Genomic DNA, 16,161 nt, shown 5'->3' with positions numbered 1-16,161 from the left:
TTAGGGAACACACGCTGCTGGATTCGCGTCCATTCGCGACATTCGTAGTTAAAAAAATCCGTAACCCTCCCCCCCTTCCGCATTCCGCAATCCCATTCAAATCAGCATGAAAATCATCGTCACCGGAGCCAGTGGACTCACCGGCGCAGCGTTCCTTCGGGAAGCCGCGCGGCGCAAGCATGACATCATTGCGGTGTCCAATACGCGCGAAGCCCCCCTCCCCCCCCAGACCGTGGGGCGGCAGATGGACCTCTCGTCGCTGGAGGAGATCGAGGCGCTGATCCTGGAGGAGTTTCCAGACATCATCGTCAACTGCGCGGCCATTTCCAACCCCGCCAGCGTTGACGCCAATCCCGAGCTAGCGGAGAAGATCAACGTCGCCCTCCCCCGCCACCTCGCCATGCTGTCCAACCACCTGTCGGCGCGGTTTTATCACTTGTCGACGGATATGGTATTCGACGGCGAGGAAGGCCCGTTTCAAACGACCGACGCCCCCAACCCGCGCAACCTTTACGGCCAAACGAAGATGCTCGCCGAGCGCGAGGTCCTCAAGTTTGGCAAGGAGTTCGCGACCGTTCTCCGCATCGCGATCCTCACCGGCAACAGCCCCGGCGGCGAACGCTCCGTCCACGAAAAGCTCTTCAAGCAGTGGGCCGAGGGCAAGCGCACCCCCCTCTTTACCAACGAAATCCGCCAGCCGCTCAGCGTGGATAACCTGGCCGACGTCCTGGCCGAGCTCTGCGAGCGCCCCAACCTTCATGGCATTTTCCACTGGGCTGGCCCGGACGAAATTTCCCGTTACGAAATGGGCAAGCGCATCATCGAGCGCTTTGGCCTGCCGGAAGATTTAATCGAGGCCGTCGAGGCCCCGGCCGACCGCCCCCTCGACCTGCGCCTGAACCTGCATCCGCTGGCCTCCAAGCTGCGCACGCCCTCCCGTTGCTACGACCAACAAGTCGACGACATGGAGGTCCCCCCCCTCTGCCGCGCCTGGTATGCCACCATGACCGGCCAACCCACCGAAGCCCCCCGCGAACGCTTCGTCAAAGGCCGCGACTTCTAGGCAGCGTCCCGCTGCACCGGAGAGATTTTTGCACTGCAAAAATGGCCTATCCAACTAAATGAGGTAGGGCGCAGTCTCCAGACAAGCCGCAAGCTGCCTCTCAATTTTAACCCATCACTCTTAGGAGCGCAGGCGCATCCCCGCGCCGCACCCCATCTGCCTACCCCCTGCCCCTCAGCCTTTGGCCGAATGCTGGCGAATAAACAATTCCGGCACGTCGGTCGTTAAGAAATCAAAACCCGCGGCCTCCCACTTTTCCCGCTCCGACGGTTCATTGACAGTCCATACATTCATGATCGCTCCGGCGGACAGCAACTTCTCCCGGCGCTCGTCATCGAGCTTCAGCTTGTGCGAAAAGCCAAGCCCATGCACGGGCAGCGAGTCATGCGGCAGCTTGTCTGGCAATTGACGCGGAATACGGTTCAGCTTGTCAACGAGCAGCAGCAAAGTCAGATCGGGAAACCGCGCCGCCATCGGCCAAAGTGCGTCCGGATAAAAGCTCATCAGGAAAACCTGGCGCTCAGTGACAAACTGCGGGTTGTCGCGGAAAATCGGCTCCAGCGCGCGGGCGAGGTCATTGCCCGACACATCCTTAATTTCGACAAAGAAGTTCTTACGCGCCGGCATCGAGGCCAGCACCTCGTCAAGCCGCGGAATGCGCTCGCCCGCAAACTCCGGGCCTTTCCACGAGCCGACATCCAGTTCGCAAAGCTCAGCATAGGTCGTCTGCTTGATGATTAGTTTCCGGCCCGCCACGCGCTTGGTGTCCGAGTCGTGAATCACGACAGGCACGTGGTCCTTGGTCAGGTGGACATCCACCTCAACGCCGTCAGCGCCAATCTCCCAAGCACGGTTGATCGCGGCCAAGGTGTTTTCCGGAGCCGAGCCCGAGGCTCCACGGTGGGCAATGATGCGCATTGGCCCGGATCATCCACGAATCGCTAATGTTGTCAGTAAGGAAATCGAATTTTCACCTCATCTTTACTTCATCGAAGAACCATTGACCTCCATAGGATGTGATATTAACGATAATAAACAGCCGTGCCCGATTCATCCACAGAGAGCAATAACAGTAACTTCGCCGTCGTATCCATCACTGCGGTATCATTGGGATTTGTGCTCTACGTGTTATCGGTTCCCTTCGTGGCCAAAGTATGGCTCGCCGCGGGGGGCACTGAAGCATCCCTAGAGATATTCTACAAACCATTGGAGTGGGTGTTTTCTCCTATCGAAGATACCGCAATCGTAAAACCGCTGATATGGTATTATGAAAAAATGTTCCACTGGCTCAAAGTCCCTTTGTAACCAGAGCCCAAGGCTGCCCGCAGCATTTGCCAAAAATCGCAGACAACTCCGCCATGTCCGACCAAGCATCCGACGACGCCAACTGGTCCAAAGAAGGGCCGACGACGATTGCGCTGATCATAGCCGTGCCGGTGGTTTATGTGCTGATTATGCCGTTTTTATTCGTGCTCTTCACGAAAATGGGCTGGAGTGTGGGTGTTCTGGTATCCTTTTACAAGCCAATGAAATGCATTGAAGACACACCGTTGTTCGAACCACTTCGCGACTACGCCTTTGTCATCTACAAATGGTTCGGCATTCTCTGAGAAACACTAACGGATAGACGTGAGGCAGCGTGCGGCTCGCTTGCCTGACATGTGCCAAGTCGAATGGTAAGCGTCGCCCTACCTCATTCAGTTCAATAAGCCATTTGCCCAATGGCAAATCCGGATGCAACGGCACGTTGCCAAATCCGGATGCGAAGCATCCGCCGGTCCAGCCGGAGGCTGGTTAGCCGAGGGAGACTTGGACGCTGAAGACTTCGCTTTTGCCGGGGTTGACGAAGTGCAGGCCGTTTTTGATCTCGGGCGCATTGGGCGGGCCCATCCACGGCTCAACGCAGTAGAACGGGCTATCGTCAGCCATAGTCCAGGTAACGAGCGCATTCCACGGGTCGGGCTTGGCGCTGTCATTGAACCGCATGACGATGTCTTCCTCGCCGCCCTTCGGGCCGAAGCGCACTTCATTGGTCTTGAGCTTGGTGCGGATCAGGTCGCAGATGGCGTCATCGCCGAAGCTGGCGGGATCAGGAAAATTTTTAACAGGCTCCAGCTTGCCATCATCCTTCTGGTGGAACGCTTTCTTGGCACCGGTGGTGATCATGTAGTCCTTGCGTGAAAGGTCTTCATGCCACGGCATGGAGAAGTAAAAATGATGCCCGGCGGACCACGGAATCGGTTTGTCGCCGTTGTTCTTGAGCTCGTAATCGACGTAGAAAGACAGCTGCTCGAAGCGGTAACGCACGGCGAACTCGAAGTCATACGGGTAGGCCTCGCGGCACTCGTCGGACGGCTCGAGGATGGCCAGAAAGCCCTTGTCGTGAATCGACTCGATGCGGAACTTGCCTTGGCGCGCATAGCCGTGCATCGCCATGGGCAGCCGCTCGCCTTCGGGCGTTTTCCAGAAGCCGATTTCGCCCTCGCAGAAGGTGCGCGCGGAGAATGGGAACAGCACGGGGTTGCCGCCACGGACCTTGGCAATGTTGTCCAGGTCGGCGTCTTCCGGCCAGTGAATCACGTCGCGAAACGAGCCGTCGGCCATGGCGAGGTGCCAGTTCATCAGGCGCGCGCCCGCCTCGGGATAGGCGAGAAAGGTGGAGGCGCCGATGGTCCATTTACGAATTAGGTGGCCTTGCAGTTCGATCGTTTCCATGCTCATTGCGAAAGTGTGTTTCTTACCGGGTGGATTGCCAGTGCTAATCCCTAAACGAATACGATTTTTTTTTGAACTACAGATGGCACAGATGAACACAGATCCAACTGACCGCTTGTTTAATGAAGGCATAAAAGCATCTGCGTCCATCTGCGCTATCTGTATTCAAAACCAGCCTTTCCGTCACTCAGTCCATTCCAAAACGTTGCGCGCATTGTAATTGTCTCGTCTAGGCCGCTTGCGATAAAATAGATATAAATAATGAACCGCCATTATCCATGGTTTGCCCTACTGGGCGTTTTACTGATCGCGCTGTCGCTGGCCATGCCAGCCTCGGGCTCCCGCGTCGATCCCAATGCTCCCGCAGTGGAAAAGTCGGCGGCCAACAAAGACGCCGCGCCCGATGAAGCTGCCCCGGCACCAGAAGCCAAAACCGTGGCCGACCTCCCCCGCGAGATCCCCGAAACGCCCGAAGGCGGCTGGGATGTTTACGTGGTCCCGATCAAAGACGCCATCACGCCGCCGCAGCTTTACATCCTCCGCCGCGCGCTCAAAGAGGCCATTGCGAACGACGTGGAAGTCATCCTGCTCGACATGGACACTCCCGGCGGCCGCCTCGATGTGACCCTCGAAATGATGGAGGCGCTGAAATACTTTGAAGGCACGACCATGACCTTCGTCGACGACGAGGCCATCTCCGCCGGCTCCTACATCTCCATCGCCACGGAAGACATCTGGTTTGCCCCGGGTGGCGTCATGGGTGCAGCCGCAGTCATAACTGGTCAAGGGCAGGACCTCAATGAGACGCTCAAGTCCAAGATCGACAGCTACCTCCGCGCCCGCGTTCGCGCCTTTTCCAAAGAATACCGCTACCGCGCCGATGTCCAACGCGCGATGATGGACATCGATTACCGCCTCGAAATTGACGGCAAGGTCATCAAAGAAGAAGGCGAGTTGCTCACCGTGACCGCCGACGAAGCCGTAGAGCTCTTTGGTGCCCCGCCCCAGCCGCTGCTCGCCCAAGGCATCGCCACCGACATCGACGACCTGCTCACGCAAAAGTTCGGCGACGGCAATTACAACGTCCGCACCTTTGAAGTTACCTGGAGCGAGGAATTCGCCAAGTGGTTCACCACGATTTCGCCTTTCCTGATCAGCGCTGGCGTGCTGCTGCTCATCATGGAAATCAAAACGCCGGGCTTCGGCGTGTTTGGCGTCGGCGGCATCACCCTGCTGCTTCTGGTCTTTGCGAGCCAATACTTTGCCGGCATGGCGGGCAACGAACCCATGCTGCTCTTCCTGATTGGCATTGTGCTCTTGGGCGTGGAGATCTTCTTCGTTCCCGGGACCCTCGTCGCGGGCATGATTGGCGGCGCCTGCGTGCTCAGCTCGCTTATCTGGGCGCTGGCCGACATCTGGCCCGAAGGCGCCAAGGACTACCAGCTCGACGCCGCAGTTTTCTACGAGCCAATCGGCCAAGTCATCCTCGGCCTGGGCATCGCATTCCTCGGCGCACTGGCGATGATTAAGTATTTGCCGGAGTCACCGCTCAAGCGCGCCATCGTGCTGGGCACGGAAGTCTCTGGCCGCTCAGTGGACCACGGTGGCGGGCGCTCCATCGACGGCGTGGCCAGCAATGTGCCGCAACCGGGCGACCGCGGCGTCGCCACGACCGACCTCCACCCCGGCGGCCAAGTCGAGATCAACGGCAAGCGCTACCAAGCCAGCGTCCTCATCGGCTCCATCGAAACCGGCGACGAAGTCGAAGTCGTCGAAGCCCGCGACTTCTCACTCGTCGTCCGCGCGGTGTAAATTTTCTCCCATGACCACTCACGCCATGCAACCTGCCCCACCGAAGAAGATCGTCTTTTGGGCGATCTGGGCAGCGCTGTCGTGGTCGGTGGTAGTTTATCGGGTGTTCCTGCCGGGGGTTGTCGGCGAGAGTAATTCAATGCCGGCAGTGATGATGTGGCCGTTCCTCCTTGTGCCGGCTGCTATTGCAATCGTGTGTCGCTGGGTCGTAATCCCGAAGCAAAAGCAGCTGCCGCAGCAGTTGGTCACGTCGATCATCGGTTTGGCGATGGCGGAGTCGATCAGCTTTTATGGCCTGTTTTTGTTTACCCCGCAGCTGGATTTGTTTTTTGTAGTAAGTCTAATCATGGTGCTGCAATTCATGCCCATTTATTTAATCACCGCGCCCGCTGACGTAAAAGACATGTCGCGCACGCACGCGTAAACTTTCTGAAATCATGGTTCTCATCATCGGACTCATCATCGCCGGCCTCATCCTGATCTCGTTCGAGATTGTGGTGCCCGGCGGCATCCTCGGCCTGCTGGGCGTGGGCGCAGTGCTGGGCGCAGTCTATGTCGCTTTCAGCGAGTATGGCCTGTTCGGAGCAATTTTTACGTTCATATGCTCCCTGGTCATCATTATGGCAATCGTCATTTTGGAGTACCGCATGTTGCCCAAAACTGAATTTGGCCGAAAGCTGTTTTTATTTAACACCAGCGGCAGTCGTATCCGCTATGGTGCACGGACAGACGATGGACCGGCAGAGGAATCGCTGATCGGGCAGCAAGGTGAAGCCCTGACCACGATGGCTCCCAGCGGCCGCATCATTATTAGCGGAAAAAGCTATGAAGGGTTTTCACAAAGCGGCTACCTCAATAAGGGAGCGCAGGTGGAAGTAGTCGCCCGTGATGCGTTCCGAGTTGTCGTCAAAAAAATTTAGAACTATTCAAAGCATATAATAATCCTTAACTAAGGTAACATCATTATGGATAATCACTGGACCATTCCCCTCATCGTCTTGGGCATCATCTTAATCGGGTTGCTTTTCCTGGTTGCTTCTTTCTTCATGACGTTCCTGAGATCATATTTATCAGGCGCGACAGTGGGGATTCCCACACTTGTAGCCATGCGTCTTAGAGGCGTTCCATACAAGCTCATCGTTGAAGCGCGTATCACTGCTGTTAAGGCCGGAATATCACTAGATTCCGACCTCCTCGAAGCCCACTACCTGGCCGAGGGTAACGTCATCCAGACCGTTCAGGCAATCATCGCTGCGGACAAGGCCGGCATCACCCTGAACTGGGAACGTGCCTGCGCGATCGACCTCGCCACCAAGGGCACCAACAAGAGCGTGCTTGAAGCGGTGCGCACCTCGATCAACCCGAAGGTCATCGACTGCCCGGCCCGCGAATCCGGCCGCACTACCATCGACGGCGTCGCCAAGGACGGTATTCAGGTCAAGGCCCGCGCCCGCGTGACCGTGCGTTCCAACCTCGACCAATACGTCGGCAGTGCGCTCGAAGAAACCATCATCGCCCGTGTGGGTGAAGGCATCGTGACCACGATTGGTTCCTCCGAGAGCTACAAATTTGTCTTAGAAAACCCGGACCGTATTTCCAAGGTCGTGCTCGAGCGCGGCCTCGACACCGGCACGGCGTTTGAAATTTTATCCGTCGACATTGCCGACGTGGATGTCGGCGCGAACATCGGCGCGAAACTGCAAGAAGAGCAGGCTATCGCCAACAAGAACATGGCCCAAGCCCAAGCGGAAATCCGCCGCGCGGCCGCCGTTGCTCTGGAGCAGGAAATGAAGGCCAAGGTGCAAGAGATGCAGGCTAAGGTGGTCGAAGCTGAGGCCCAGGTGCCGCTGGCCCTCGCCGAAGCCCTCCGCACCGGCAAGCTCGGTGTCATGGACTACTATCGCCTCGAAAACATCCAGGCCGACACCGACATGCGCGACTCCATCGCCAAGCCCGAGCAAAGCTCCGGCAATCAGGGCAACCAGTAAGCTTGAGCCATGAAAGCCCTCGCGATCATCAGCGCCGTCCTCGCGATAAGCGTAGCGCCGCTCCAAGCCAAGGACCCGCAATACACGAACGACATCGTGCTGCGCGGCGTCCTCGACTTGGGTGACTCCGTGAACTTTTCCCTCAGCACTCCCGGCGGGCAAACCACCCACTGGAGCAAACTGGGCGAGGAATTTCAGGGCTTTGAGATCGTCAGCTACCAGCGTGAAAACAGGACGCTAACTGTGAGTAAAGACGGCCAGGAATACATTGTCGGCCTCGGCACCATGACCGCAACCACGGGCCCAACCGCCGAAGAAGAGGCGAGGCAAGAAGCCGCATTGCTCTTTAAGAACATCCGCTTCGAAGAAACCCTCGGCAAGCTTATGGACTCCCAAATGGAAGTCATGAGCAAGAACATGCGCCAACAAATGATGGCTGCAGGTAATGCCGACGAAGAGACACTCGCCTTTCAGGAAAAGGCTATGGCCGAGATGTTTAAAGAAGTGGATTGGAAGTCCATGCAAGCTGGCATCGAAAAAGCCTATGCCGAAATTTTCACCGTCGAGGAGCTTCGCTGGATGAATGAGTTCTATAGCACGCCCCTAGGCCAAGCCACCATCGACAAAGCTCCTCAGCTTCAAGCCAAGACCGTTGAAGTCATGATGCCTGAAATCATGAAAGCTTCCGCTGCAATGCAAGAAAAGATGCAGACCTTTCACACCGAACGCCAAGAGACGGAAGAATAAACACGACGAACCACGAGACAGATAATGGAAAACTTAGGTGAAATCATCGTCCCAGTCATCGTCTTTGTGGTATGGCTGATCGGGCAAATCGTCGGGGCCAAAAAGGAAAAGGACGAGGTGCCCCCCCCGGGCCCACGCCACGCCGCTCCGCCACCGCAGCAACAACAGCGCGGTCAGGAATATCAGCGCCAGCCACAGCCCGTCAGTGACGAGGAGCGCACGCGCCGCATTCAGGAGGAAATTCGCCGAAAAATCGCCGAACGACGTGGAGAGCAACCCGCGCCTCAAAGTGCACCGCCTCCTCCACCTCAACAGCAGCCCGGTCCGCCGCCGATTAAGGAGCAGCCGCAATACCAACGCAAGCAGCTCGACTACGGTCGCCCGGGAGAGTCCTCGCCACCGCCCATTCCGCAGCAGCCAGCTTATGAAGCGCCGCCGCCTATGCGCGATTACGAGGCTGAGCTTGCCGAGCAACGTCGCCGTATCGAGGAGTCCAAGCGCCGCGCCGATGAGGCCCGGCGCAAGGCACAGGCACAAATGGGTGACGCCATGACGAACCAGGAAATTGGCTCCAGCTCACGTCAAAAAACGCTTTCAAGTCGCGGCAAATCAACCCGCCGCATCAAGCGCAATCTGCGCAATGCTGATGCCGCCCGCGACGCCTTCCTTTACATGGAAATTCTGGGCACGCCCGTCGGCCAACGCAAAGACGGCGCGATCAAGCGCAGTTGGGAAAGCTAAGCGCGTCTCTCCTCAGCGGTCTGGCCGCCAATATTTTTCGGGATTAAAGCGCGCGCCCAGCGACCCACGTCGTGCACGCAAATAGCCGGAGAACGACTCGCCGGGCAATGGCTTGAGCCACCGCCCCAAATGCAGTGCATCCGGTGCTTCGGGGTTGTCCAAATCGTAACCGCAGGCGCGCATGAGCTTGCCGCAATGCTGCTCCACCCACCAAATTTCTCCGAGTGATAATTCACCGCGCCAACGATCTAGCTGATCACTGCTGATGCCGCCAAAGCGCGAATCGTAGCTGGAGTTGCCTTCCCACGAATCACCGTTGCGAGACGGCCTTTCCAAAGTGTCAGTGTAGGCAATACCCAAAAAGTCCGCCACTCGCCGCATGACCGCCGACGCATCACTGACCAAGTCCTCATAGCGGATCGACAGAAAGCGCTCGGGCTGGTCTTGATAGCGGGTCACTTGCCACGCGCTGCGATTCCACTCATTGAGCAGTCGGAAGGCCTTGGAATACTTGCCACCACCCTTGATAAACCGGCGGCGACGCGAGGCGAACACCGCCCGCGGGTCGCGCACAATGTGCAAGAGCTTGGCCTCGGGAAAGTGCTCGAAAAGCTTGTCAGAGTTGTAGTCGTTGGCCGGTGTTTTTTCGACGAGCGTGTAGTCGCCTGGCGCCACCGGCGGCTGCCGCGTCTCCGCATAGGCCAGGCCCAGGTTGCGCAGCAGTTGCTGGCAGGCGTTGTCCCCCGGGTAGCGGTATTGCTTCAGCGCGCGTTCGAAGGCGGCGAAGTCAAATTGCGAAAAGTCCACCCGCTGCTCAGGCGTGGCGTCCGCTCCGGGGCGGGCGCTACGAGCCATGTAAGTCACCTCCGAATGCGCCAGGGTGTAGTCCGTAATCGCCGCCAAGGTCGGGTCCTTTAGTCGGCTGAGCGTCTCGTTGAACAAGGCGATCTCGACCGGAAAAACAACGAGTTCCGGGTGGTTGTCCAGCAAGGCGAGCAGGAGCGTGGTGCCCGACTTGGGTGAGCCACCGATGAACAACTCCTGCGTAAAACGATAGGCAGGCGTTGGGCTGGGCGCGGGTTCACTCGTCATCGCTTTGGGTTTATGCCGCCGCCCCACCGGCTTTCAAGCCCAATAACCACCAGCCCCGGCAGGGACCGCCGACGCGAGGGAGTGTTTTCAAATTAAAGCTGTTGATGGCGGCATGGATTTTTTCAATCAGCGAGGCATCTGAGGTTGAATAGGCTGGAAGCCTTTCGGCCGAAAGATAACGAAGCTGATGGGAAAAAGCCATCCGGGGCCTAAACGGTCAAAATGAAAGGTCGCTGCGTTGGCTTTTCACTCACGCACTTGCAGTGCGCTTCGTTCAAGCCGCCTGGCGCTGCATTCATTTTTACTCGTTCCATCAGCAGTTTTAATTTGAAAACACTCCCTAATTGCGCCGACGGCGTAGTAGTGCGCAGATAAAGAACACCGAGCCCGCAAAAAGCGCGTAGGTTGCTGGCTCCGGCACGGCCACCGCGTAGCTGCTAAAGCTATCCACCGTGATCGTCACAATGCCGCTGGCGTATTCGAACAAGGCGGAGTCGTAGATGACCCATTCCGTCTCGCCGTCGGCCAGATACCACAAGCTGATCGTAGACTCGTCCAGCCCCTCGCCCACCGCGAACGAGAGCGACGTGGCACCCGTCATGTCGGTGTCAAAATGATAGGCACCGAGCACTTCGTGGCCGTTCAATTCCGAGACCGCCACCTCTGTCACGGTAAAGCTCTGCTCGCCGACGTCGCTACCGAAGCCCACCACCAGATCGTCTTCAAAATAACTCACGCGCTGGCCACTCAGGTCGCTCGGTGCCGCGTCCGACGACACCACTGCGCTGACCGTAAATTGCAACGTTACGTCGTCCCAAATGCCGCCCACCGCCGTTACCGTGCCTTCGTTGGTGTAAAAGCCGAAGCCACCAATGTTAATCGGCTCATAGGTCCCGGCCTCCAACGCGGAATCTGCAATGAAATTGACTAAGCCAAAATTCAGAAACTCACCCCAGCTTTCTTCACCCCCAAGCCCGGTGTTGACCATATCATCGCCGCTGACAACGACATTCAACGTGCCGCTCGCCTTGATCACCACGTCGCGGTCGAAATTCAATTGCCCGCCATCGGCTACAGTCACTTCACCCTGCCCCAAGTTACTAATCGTCAAGCTTTGGCTACCGTTCCATTGCGAGCCAGAGCCCTGCACGGTGACCACGCCGACACCGGTTTCGCCATTACCCACGTAAGCCTCAGCGCCGGTATTCACCACGCCGCCATCGAGGATGTTCAACACGCCCGAACCACCTTCACCTACGGAGATATCGCCAGTCGAGGTGAAGACGCCGCCACCTTGCACGGTCAACTCGCCATAGCCGCCCTCGGAATAGGCCATAGCAACTCTGTCCGCGTTAACCGAACCACCGCTATCGACCGTTAGGTAGCCTTTACCCCCACCGCTAATCTCCAGGGTATCCGTAATCGTCCACGAGCCGTTGCTCTGCACCGTGACACGGCCAATGCCATCCGTCTCCACACCAATCGACGCAGAGTCACTAATGAATGTTGCACTGTCCTCCACCAGTAAATCACCCTCGCCGTAAAAGCCGATTTCTGCCTGCGCGCTGAGCGTCAAGCTGGCGCCGCCAGACAGCGTCAAATCGCCATCGCCCGTGTCCATATGGCCAATCCGCAGGCGCGCAGCCGTACCTGTCGCGCCTTCGTCCATCAGCATGAAACCGGTCGCATAGCGACCAACGGAAATTTCATCACCCACTATCAGCTTCGTCTCAGTTCCAGAAATTGTCACCTCACCATAGCTCGTGTTCGTTGCGCTGATGAGGAGATCATCGGCGCTCAGCGAACTGCCATTTTGCACGGTCAAATAGGCTTCTCCTTCAAAACCAACATAGAAAATTTTGCTCGTGGTCCAACTGCCGCCATTGTCAATGAGGACACTGCCAAAGCTATTCTGGTTAGCGCCAATGAGGCTATAAAAGCTGCTGATTGTGGCGCCATCATCAATCAACGCGTCACCGGCTCCACTAAGCCCGACCACAAAGTCTTCCGATACGTTAACCGCCGTGCCTGTCCCGGTCAACGTTACCTCTCCCTCGGATCCACTCGCGTCACCCACGATTAAATCGTCTCCAACATTGAGCTCTGCGCTCGCGCTGACATGCAGATCCCCCGAACCTTCGTCAGCCACACCTAAATCGTCCGCAATGTCGACCACTGTGTCAGCGCCAGTGATCAGGGCATGCCCGTCGCCCGTTGTCTCATCGCCAAGGTAAAAATCGTCGATGCTGGCATAAGCGCCATCACTGATCGTCAACTCGCCGTAGCCGTAATCGCCAAGGTAAATATTATCTACAACGGTGAGCGTGCTGTCGGCTCCAGTCACCGTCAGGTAGCCTTCGGAGTCAGCCTCGGAGCCAATATAAATATCATTGCCACTCTTGAGCGCGCCGCCATTGGACACCGTTATCGTGCCCGAGCCGAAGAGGCCCAATAACATCGAGTCTGCGCTTTCCAGAAGCGAGCCAGCGCCGGTGATCACGACCTTCGCCTCGCCAACGGATTCCCAACCGAACAACAAGACGTCGCCATAAACCTTACCACCATCGCTGATGACGGCCTCGCTATAGCCAAAATCGGCGAAAATTATGTCGCCCTCCGAGTCGAGGGTCGAATCCGTACCATCCACCTTAAGGTATCCTTCGGAGCCCACGTTGTAGCCGAAATCAACAAACTCCGCCGTCACCAGACCGCCATCGTAGATTTCCAGGGTGCCCACTCCGCTACGACCTACGTATAACTCGCCCGTATCGTTTTCGCCATCGACGGTGACTAATTCAAGCTCCGAGCCTGAACCCGTCACATTAACCAAGCCTTCCGCCTCATCATAGACGCCCACATTAGCAAAACTAGCGCTGACATTGCCACCGCTGGAAATCGTCAATTCACCATAGCCCTCATAACCGACCAGTAGCGTGTCGCCTGTGCTCAGTTGGGCGTTGGAATCCACCGTCAGATAGCCCGCAGACGACGATGCGTAGCCCAGCACCGTGTCGTAGTCTAACGAAACAACGGCACTGTCACTGACAGATAAATAGCCGATGCCTTCCACGCCGATGGCCAATTCTTCAGCATTTAGCTGCGAACCACTGCCAGTTACAAGCGCCGTGCCGGTGTTGCCCGATGTTCCACCGATGCCGCCGCTAGCCAACTCCAGCAGGGAGCCGCCACTCACAGTCAGCCCTCCGTCGGCATAGGCCGCAATGACGCCATCAGTTCCAGCGTCGCCACCGTCCGACCAGAAGGGCTCAGTTGGTGAGTAAGCACCGGTGACCACTATAGTCGCGTTGGTAGAGATCGGAGCCAAAGCCAAAACTGCGGCACCCAAGTAGGTGCCACGGAGGCTTAGTGTGGTAGTGTATTGGCAATCCATGTGCATTTTGATATGTGAAAAGCGCCAGCCCAAGGCTGACGGGGCGGCAAGCTATCAAAACGCAGATTAACGCTTACTTAAGATCGAAGACGTACCACAAAAAAACGCACAGTAGGTAGTCTTTGTGAATGAACACGGCAAAATCCCTCACGCCGCAAAACCTTGTCATTTCCGCCCAATGCATTGATGCTCTCGCCATGAAAACTTTTCTCCGAGTTCTGGCCTTAGGCACCGTGATGCTATCCACGCTGACCGCGAACGCAATCGATGCAATCGATAAGCAAGTCGTCGTGGATTTCCTCAATGCCCGCCGCGGCGCCTACCTATCCGGTGACCCCGCCGTGCTCATCCAACAAGCAGCCCCAGACATCTCGGTTACGCTCATTTCATCCGTGGTGGAAGGGCCCGCTGGCACCCGTAGCATGCGCCTGCCGCAGTATGTGCCTTTTCTCAAAGAGTCTTTCGCCAACACCGAATACTATGCCTACAATTTTAAAGGCGTGAAAGCGCAGATCGCCGATGATAAGCAGTCAGCCAAAGTTTTTGTGGACATTGAAGAAGACGCCCGCGTGCAAGGCCTACCAATCAAAGCTGACAAGGCGCTGATCTTCAGCATAGTCATCGACAACGCCCAAGTGAAGGTTTCATCGCTCATCGAAAAAATTGAATCCGTCAACGCTGGCGTCCAAGTGAGCAAAAAGAAGACCGCCCCCGCCCCGCAATCATCCAGCGGCTCCGGTCAGTCCACCGTTAAAATCGGCGACTAGCAGCCTGTCGGATTTGACCGGGCTACTCGTTGTCCAAGCCGAGTTTATCGAGCTTGGGCAGGATGACGAAGCGGCAGTAGCCGGCGCTTTTGTTGTTATCGTAATAATCCTGGTGGTAGCCCTCGGCCACGTAAAACTTCTCTGCCGGCGTGATCTCAGTGACGATTAAATCGTCGATCTTCTCCTGAGCAACCGCCTTGGATTTTTGGGCAATTTCGGCCTGCTCGTCACTGTGCGTGAAAATGGCGGAGCGGTACTGCGTGCCCACGTCGGCACCTTGGCGGTTGAGCGTGGTCGGATCGTGCATTTTCCAGAACACATCGAGCAGTTGATCGTAGCGAATGATGTCCGGGTCAAACTTCACCTGAATCACTTCGGCATGCCCGGTCTGGCCAGTGCACACCTCTTGATAAGTCGGGTTATCGACACCGCCGCCCATGTAGCCGGACTCCACGCTTGCGACGCCGGGCAGGCGCTGCATGACGGCTTCCGTGCACCAGAAACAACCAGCGCCAAAGGTGGCGACTTCGAGATTTTCGGGATTCGGTGTAGGCATATCAGCGTTGGATCTAGGTTCGGCAGTTCCCTCGGAACACCCTAAAAGAAAAGCCAAAATCGCGGTGACTGCAATCGCGGTCAGCGATTTGCGAAGACGGGGATGCTTTAACTTCATGGTGGGTTCAGTCGCAGCCAGCGGCGAAACCTGACAGATTTTTACCAGCGCAGCAGGCGCTTAATCTCGAGTTCCAGCTCCTGGGCGTCCCGGTAATCACTAAGGAAGCGCGCATTCGCTGCCTCAACGGGCGGTGCCTCCTCCGAGTTCATCGCCACTTCGAAAAATAGTCCCAACGAGAGAATCGCGTTGTAGTACACGGGGTTGGTCCGCTGGAGCTCCAGCTTCACTTCGCGATGGCGCATCTGTAGAGCGCTTTGCACTTCGGGCAAGGCGCGATTTTGCCACAGACTCATGCCCGCCATGCGGTGATCCACACCCTTGATTGACACGGTGAGAATGGCCAAGTCGCGGATCATGTCACGGGATTGCCCCATTGTAAAAAACGGCGTTTCGCGGCTACGCGCCATTGCCTGAAAGCCCACCGCCCACCACATTTCCAACTGTTGCTGGTTCTCAAAGGCATTTGGGAATGCCTTGACCATCACATAGTTCGGGTTGAGGTCGTTTAAAAAAGCCGCCAAGACCTTGCGGAACAAGGTGCGCTCAGGAATACGGTTTTCCAGGAGCCGAAAGAACCAGACCGCGTTCAATGCTACCTTTTCTTGCTCCAAGCCAAAGGGGCCCTCTGCATTGAGCAACTGATCGAGGCCCATCGGTGGACGCTTGAGTGCTTTTTCGCGCTGCACATCGGCATAGCCTGGACGAATTGCCGCCTCCAGGAGTTGCCCGAGCGCCAACTCCAGCCACTGCGGAGCAGTCTCCCCGGCCGACTTCCCGTAGCGCCAAACCGCGGCGCGACGTACCAATGAACTGGCCAGGGCCTGACAAACATCGCCAAAACGGGTGTCCTCATTCCAAGCAATGTAAACGTAGTAATTTCCGTTGGGCTGCTGCTTGATGATGTAGGGCGCATTATAATTGGCGTCAGACATCAGCGTCACACGGATAGGCAGCGGAATCTGGCGAATTTCAGGAAAATAACGCAGGCCAATGCGCTCCATCTGGTCCGCCATAGCGCCTACAGTTTGCGTACCGTCAAAGCTCAAACCGATTACCTGAAACAGGCCGTTGCGGCTAGTGCGCTCAAGGATATCCTGCCCATGCACAGGCTTCAGGCAAAGCAGCAATAGGCCAAAGACTAGCAATAGCGAGCGGTGAAATGTGCCCAT

16 protein-coding genes are annotated in these 16,161 nt (G+C 57.0%); 9 read left to right on the top strand and 7 right to left on the bottom strand.

Going from position 1 to position 16,161, the window contains the following annotated elements; translation table 11 throughout:
- Positions 1-106: 106 nt before the first annotated feature.
- Positions 107-1,063, top strand: coding sequence for a dTDP-4-dehydrorhamnose reductase family protein (locus RBB62_RS00265; protein WP_309395870.1), 957 nt, complete (start codon positions 107-109; stop codon positions 1,061-1,063).
- Positions 1,064-1,237: 174 nt separating this feature from the next.
- Here the strand turns inward: RBB62_RS00265 and RBB62_RS00260 are convergent, their stop codons facing one another.
- Entirely contained in the window at positions 1,238-1,981 is a 744-nt protein-coding gene (locus RBB62_RS00260; RefSeq protein ID WP_309395869.1) for a glycerophosphodiester phosphodiesterase, read from the bottom strand.
- A 440-nt stretch (positions 1,982-2,421) separates the two neighbouring features.
- Between RBB62_RS00260 and RBB62_RS00255 the strand changes: the two genes are divergently transcribed.
- The gene (locus tag RBB62_RS00255) at positions 2,422-2,673 is read left to right on the top strand and encodes a hypothetical protein (protein ID WP_309395867.1); all 252 of its coding nucleotides are present in this window, start codon (positions 2,422-2,424) and stop codon (positions 2,671-2,673) included.
- 184 nt (positions 2,674-2,857) lie between these two features.
- Here RBB62_RS00255 and RBB62_RS00250 read toward each other — a convergent pair whose 3' ends face one another.
- Positions 2,858-3,778, bottom strand: a complete 921-nt coding sequence (locus tag RBB62_RS00250) for an aldose epimerase family protein (RefSeq protein WP_309395865.1) — start codon at positions 3,776-3,778, stop codon at positions 2,858-2,860.
- A 261-nt stretch (positions 3,779-4,039) separates the two neighbouring features.
- Here RBB62_RS00250 and RBB62_RS00245 point away from each other — a divergent pair, with 261 nt between their 5' ends.
- From RBB62_RS00245 to RBB62_RS00220, 6 genes are read left to right on the top strand one after another with little or no spacing between them, the layout of a single operon-like run.
- Entirely contained in the window at positions 4,040-5,590 is a 1,551-nt protein-coding gene (locus RBB62_RS00245) for an NfeD family protein (RefSeq protein WP_309395863.1), read from the top strand.
- A gap of 10 nt (positions 5,591-5,600) precedes the next feature.
- Entirely contained in the window at positions 5,601-6,014 is a 414-nt protein-coding gene (locus RBB62_RS00240) for a hypothetical protein (protein WP_309395862.1), read from the top strand.
- A 13-nt stretch (positions 6,015-6,027) separates the two neighbouring features.
- Entirely contained in the window at positions 6,028-6,510 is a 483-nt protein-coding gene (locus tag RBB62_RS00235) for an NfeD family protein (protein WP_309395861.1), read from the top strand.
- A gap of 45 nt (positions 6,511-6,555) precedes the next feature.
- Positions 6,556-7,578 carry a flotillin-like protein FloA gene (gene floA / locus RBB62_RS00230; RefSeq protein ID WP_309395860.1) on the top strand — a complete coding sequence of 341 codons (1,023 nt, stop codon included), beginning with the start codon at positions 6,556-6,558 and terminating at the stop codon, positions 7,576-7,578.
- Between the two features lie 9 nt (positions 7,579-7,587).
- Positions 7,588-8,325 (top strand): DUF2059 domain-containing protein, encoded by a 738-nt coding sequence (locus RBB62_RS00225; RefSeq protein WP_309395858.1) that lies wholly within the window; start codon positions 7,588-7,590, stop codon positions 8,323-8,325.
- A 24-nt stretch (positions 8,326-8,349) separates the two neighbouring features.
- Complete coding sequence (locus RBB62_RS00220; RefSeq protein ID WP_309395856.1) at positions 8,350-9,066, top strand: hypothetical protein; 717 nt, start codon at positions 8,350-8,352, stop codon at positions 9,064-9,066.
- Positions 9,067-9,078: 12 nt separating this feature from the next.
- Here the strand turns inward: RBB62_RS00220 and RBB62_RS00215 are convergent, their stop codons facing one another.
- The 3 genes from RBB62_RS00215 to RBB62_RS00205 all read right to left on the bottom strand — a co-directional run bounded on the left by RBB62_RS00215 (position 9,079) and on the right by RBB62_RS00205 (position 13,549).
- Positions 9,079-10,158: a sulfotransferase family protein gene (locus RBB62_RS00215; protein WP_309395854.1), complete on the bottom strand. Its 1,080-nt coding sequence runs from the start codon at positions 10,156-10,158 to the stop codon at positions 9,079-9,081.
- 10 nt (positions 10,159-10,168) lie between these two features.
- Positions 10,169-10,360, bottom strand: a complete 192-nt coding sequence (locus RBB62_RS00210; RefSeq protein WP_309395852.1) for a hypothetical protein — start codon at positions 10,358-10,360, stop codon at positions 10,169-10,171.
- 138 nt (positions 10,361-10,498) lie between these two features.
- Positions 10,499-13,549: a PEP-CTERM sorting domain-containing protein gene (locus tag RBB62_RS00205; RefSeq protein WP_309395850.1), complete on the bottom strand. Its 3,051-nt coding sequence runs from the start codon at positions 13,547-13,549 to the stop codon at positions 10,499-10,501.
- Between the two features lie 197 nt (positions 13,550-13,746).
- On the opposite strand from RBB62_RS00205, the gene RBB62_RS00200 reads away from it, so the two are divergent.
- Positions 13,747-14,316, top strand: coding sequence for a hypothetical protein (locus RBB62_RS00200; protein ID WP_309395848.1), 570 nt, complete (start codon positions 13,747-13,749; stop codon positions 14,314-14,316).
- A 22-nt stretch (positions 14,317-14,338) separates the two neighbouring features.
- Here the strand turns inward: RBB62_RS00200 and msrA are convergent, their stop codons facing one another.
- Together msrA and RBB62_RS00190 are read right to left on the bottom strand one after the other, a co-directional pair.
- Positions 14,339-14,872 (bottom strand): peptide-methionine (S)-S-oxide reductase MsrA, encoded by a 534-nt coding sequence (gene msrA, locus RBB62_RS00195; RefSeq protein ID WP_309395846.1) that lies wholly within the window; start codon positions 14,870-14,872, stop codon positions 14,339-14,341.
- Positions 14,873-15,030: 158 nt separating this feature from the next.
- On the bottom strand, positions 15,031-16,161 hold the full coding sequence (locus RBB62_RS00190) for a hypothetical protein (RefSeq protein ID WP_309395844.1): 1,131 nt from the start codon (positions 16,159-16,161) through the stop codon (positions 15,031-15,033).

This window comes from Cerasicoccus maritimus (assembly GCA_031296935.1).
Lineage (GTDB): Bacteria > Verrucomicrobiota > Verrucomicrobiia > Opitutales > Cerasicoccaceae > Cerasicoccus > Cerasicoccus maritimus.
The sequence above is the reverse complement of the archived record's forward strand: the minus strand, read 5'-3'. Positions and strand labels throughout refer to the sequence as shown.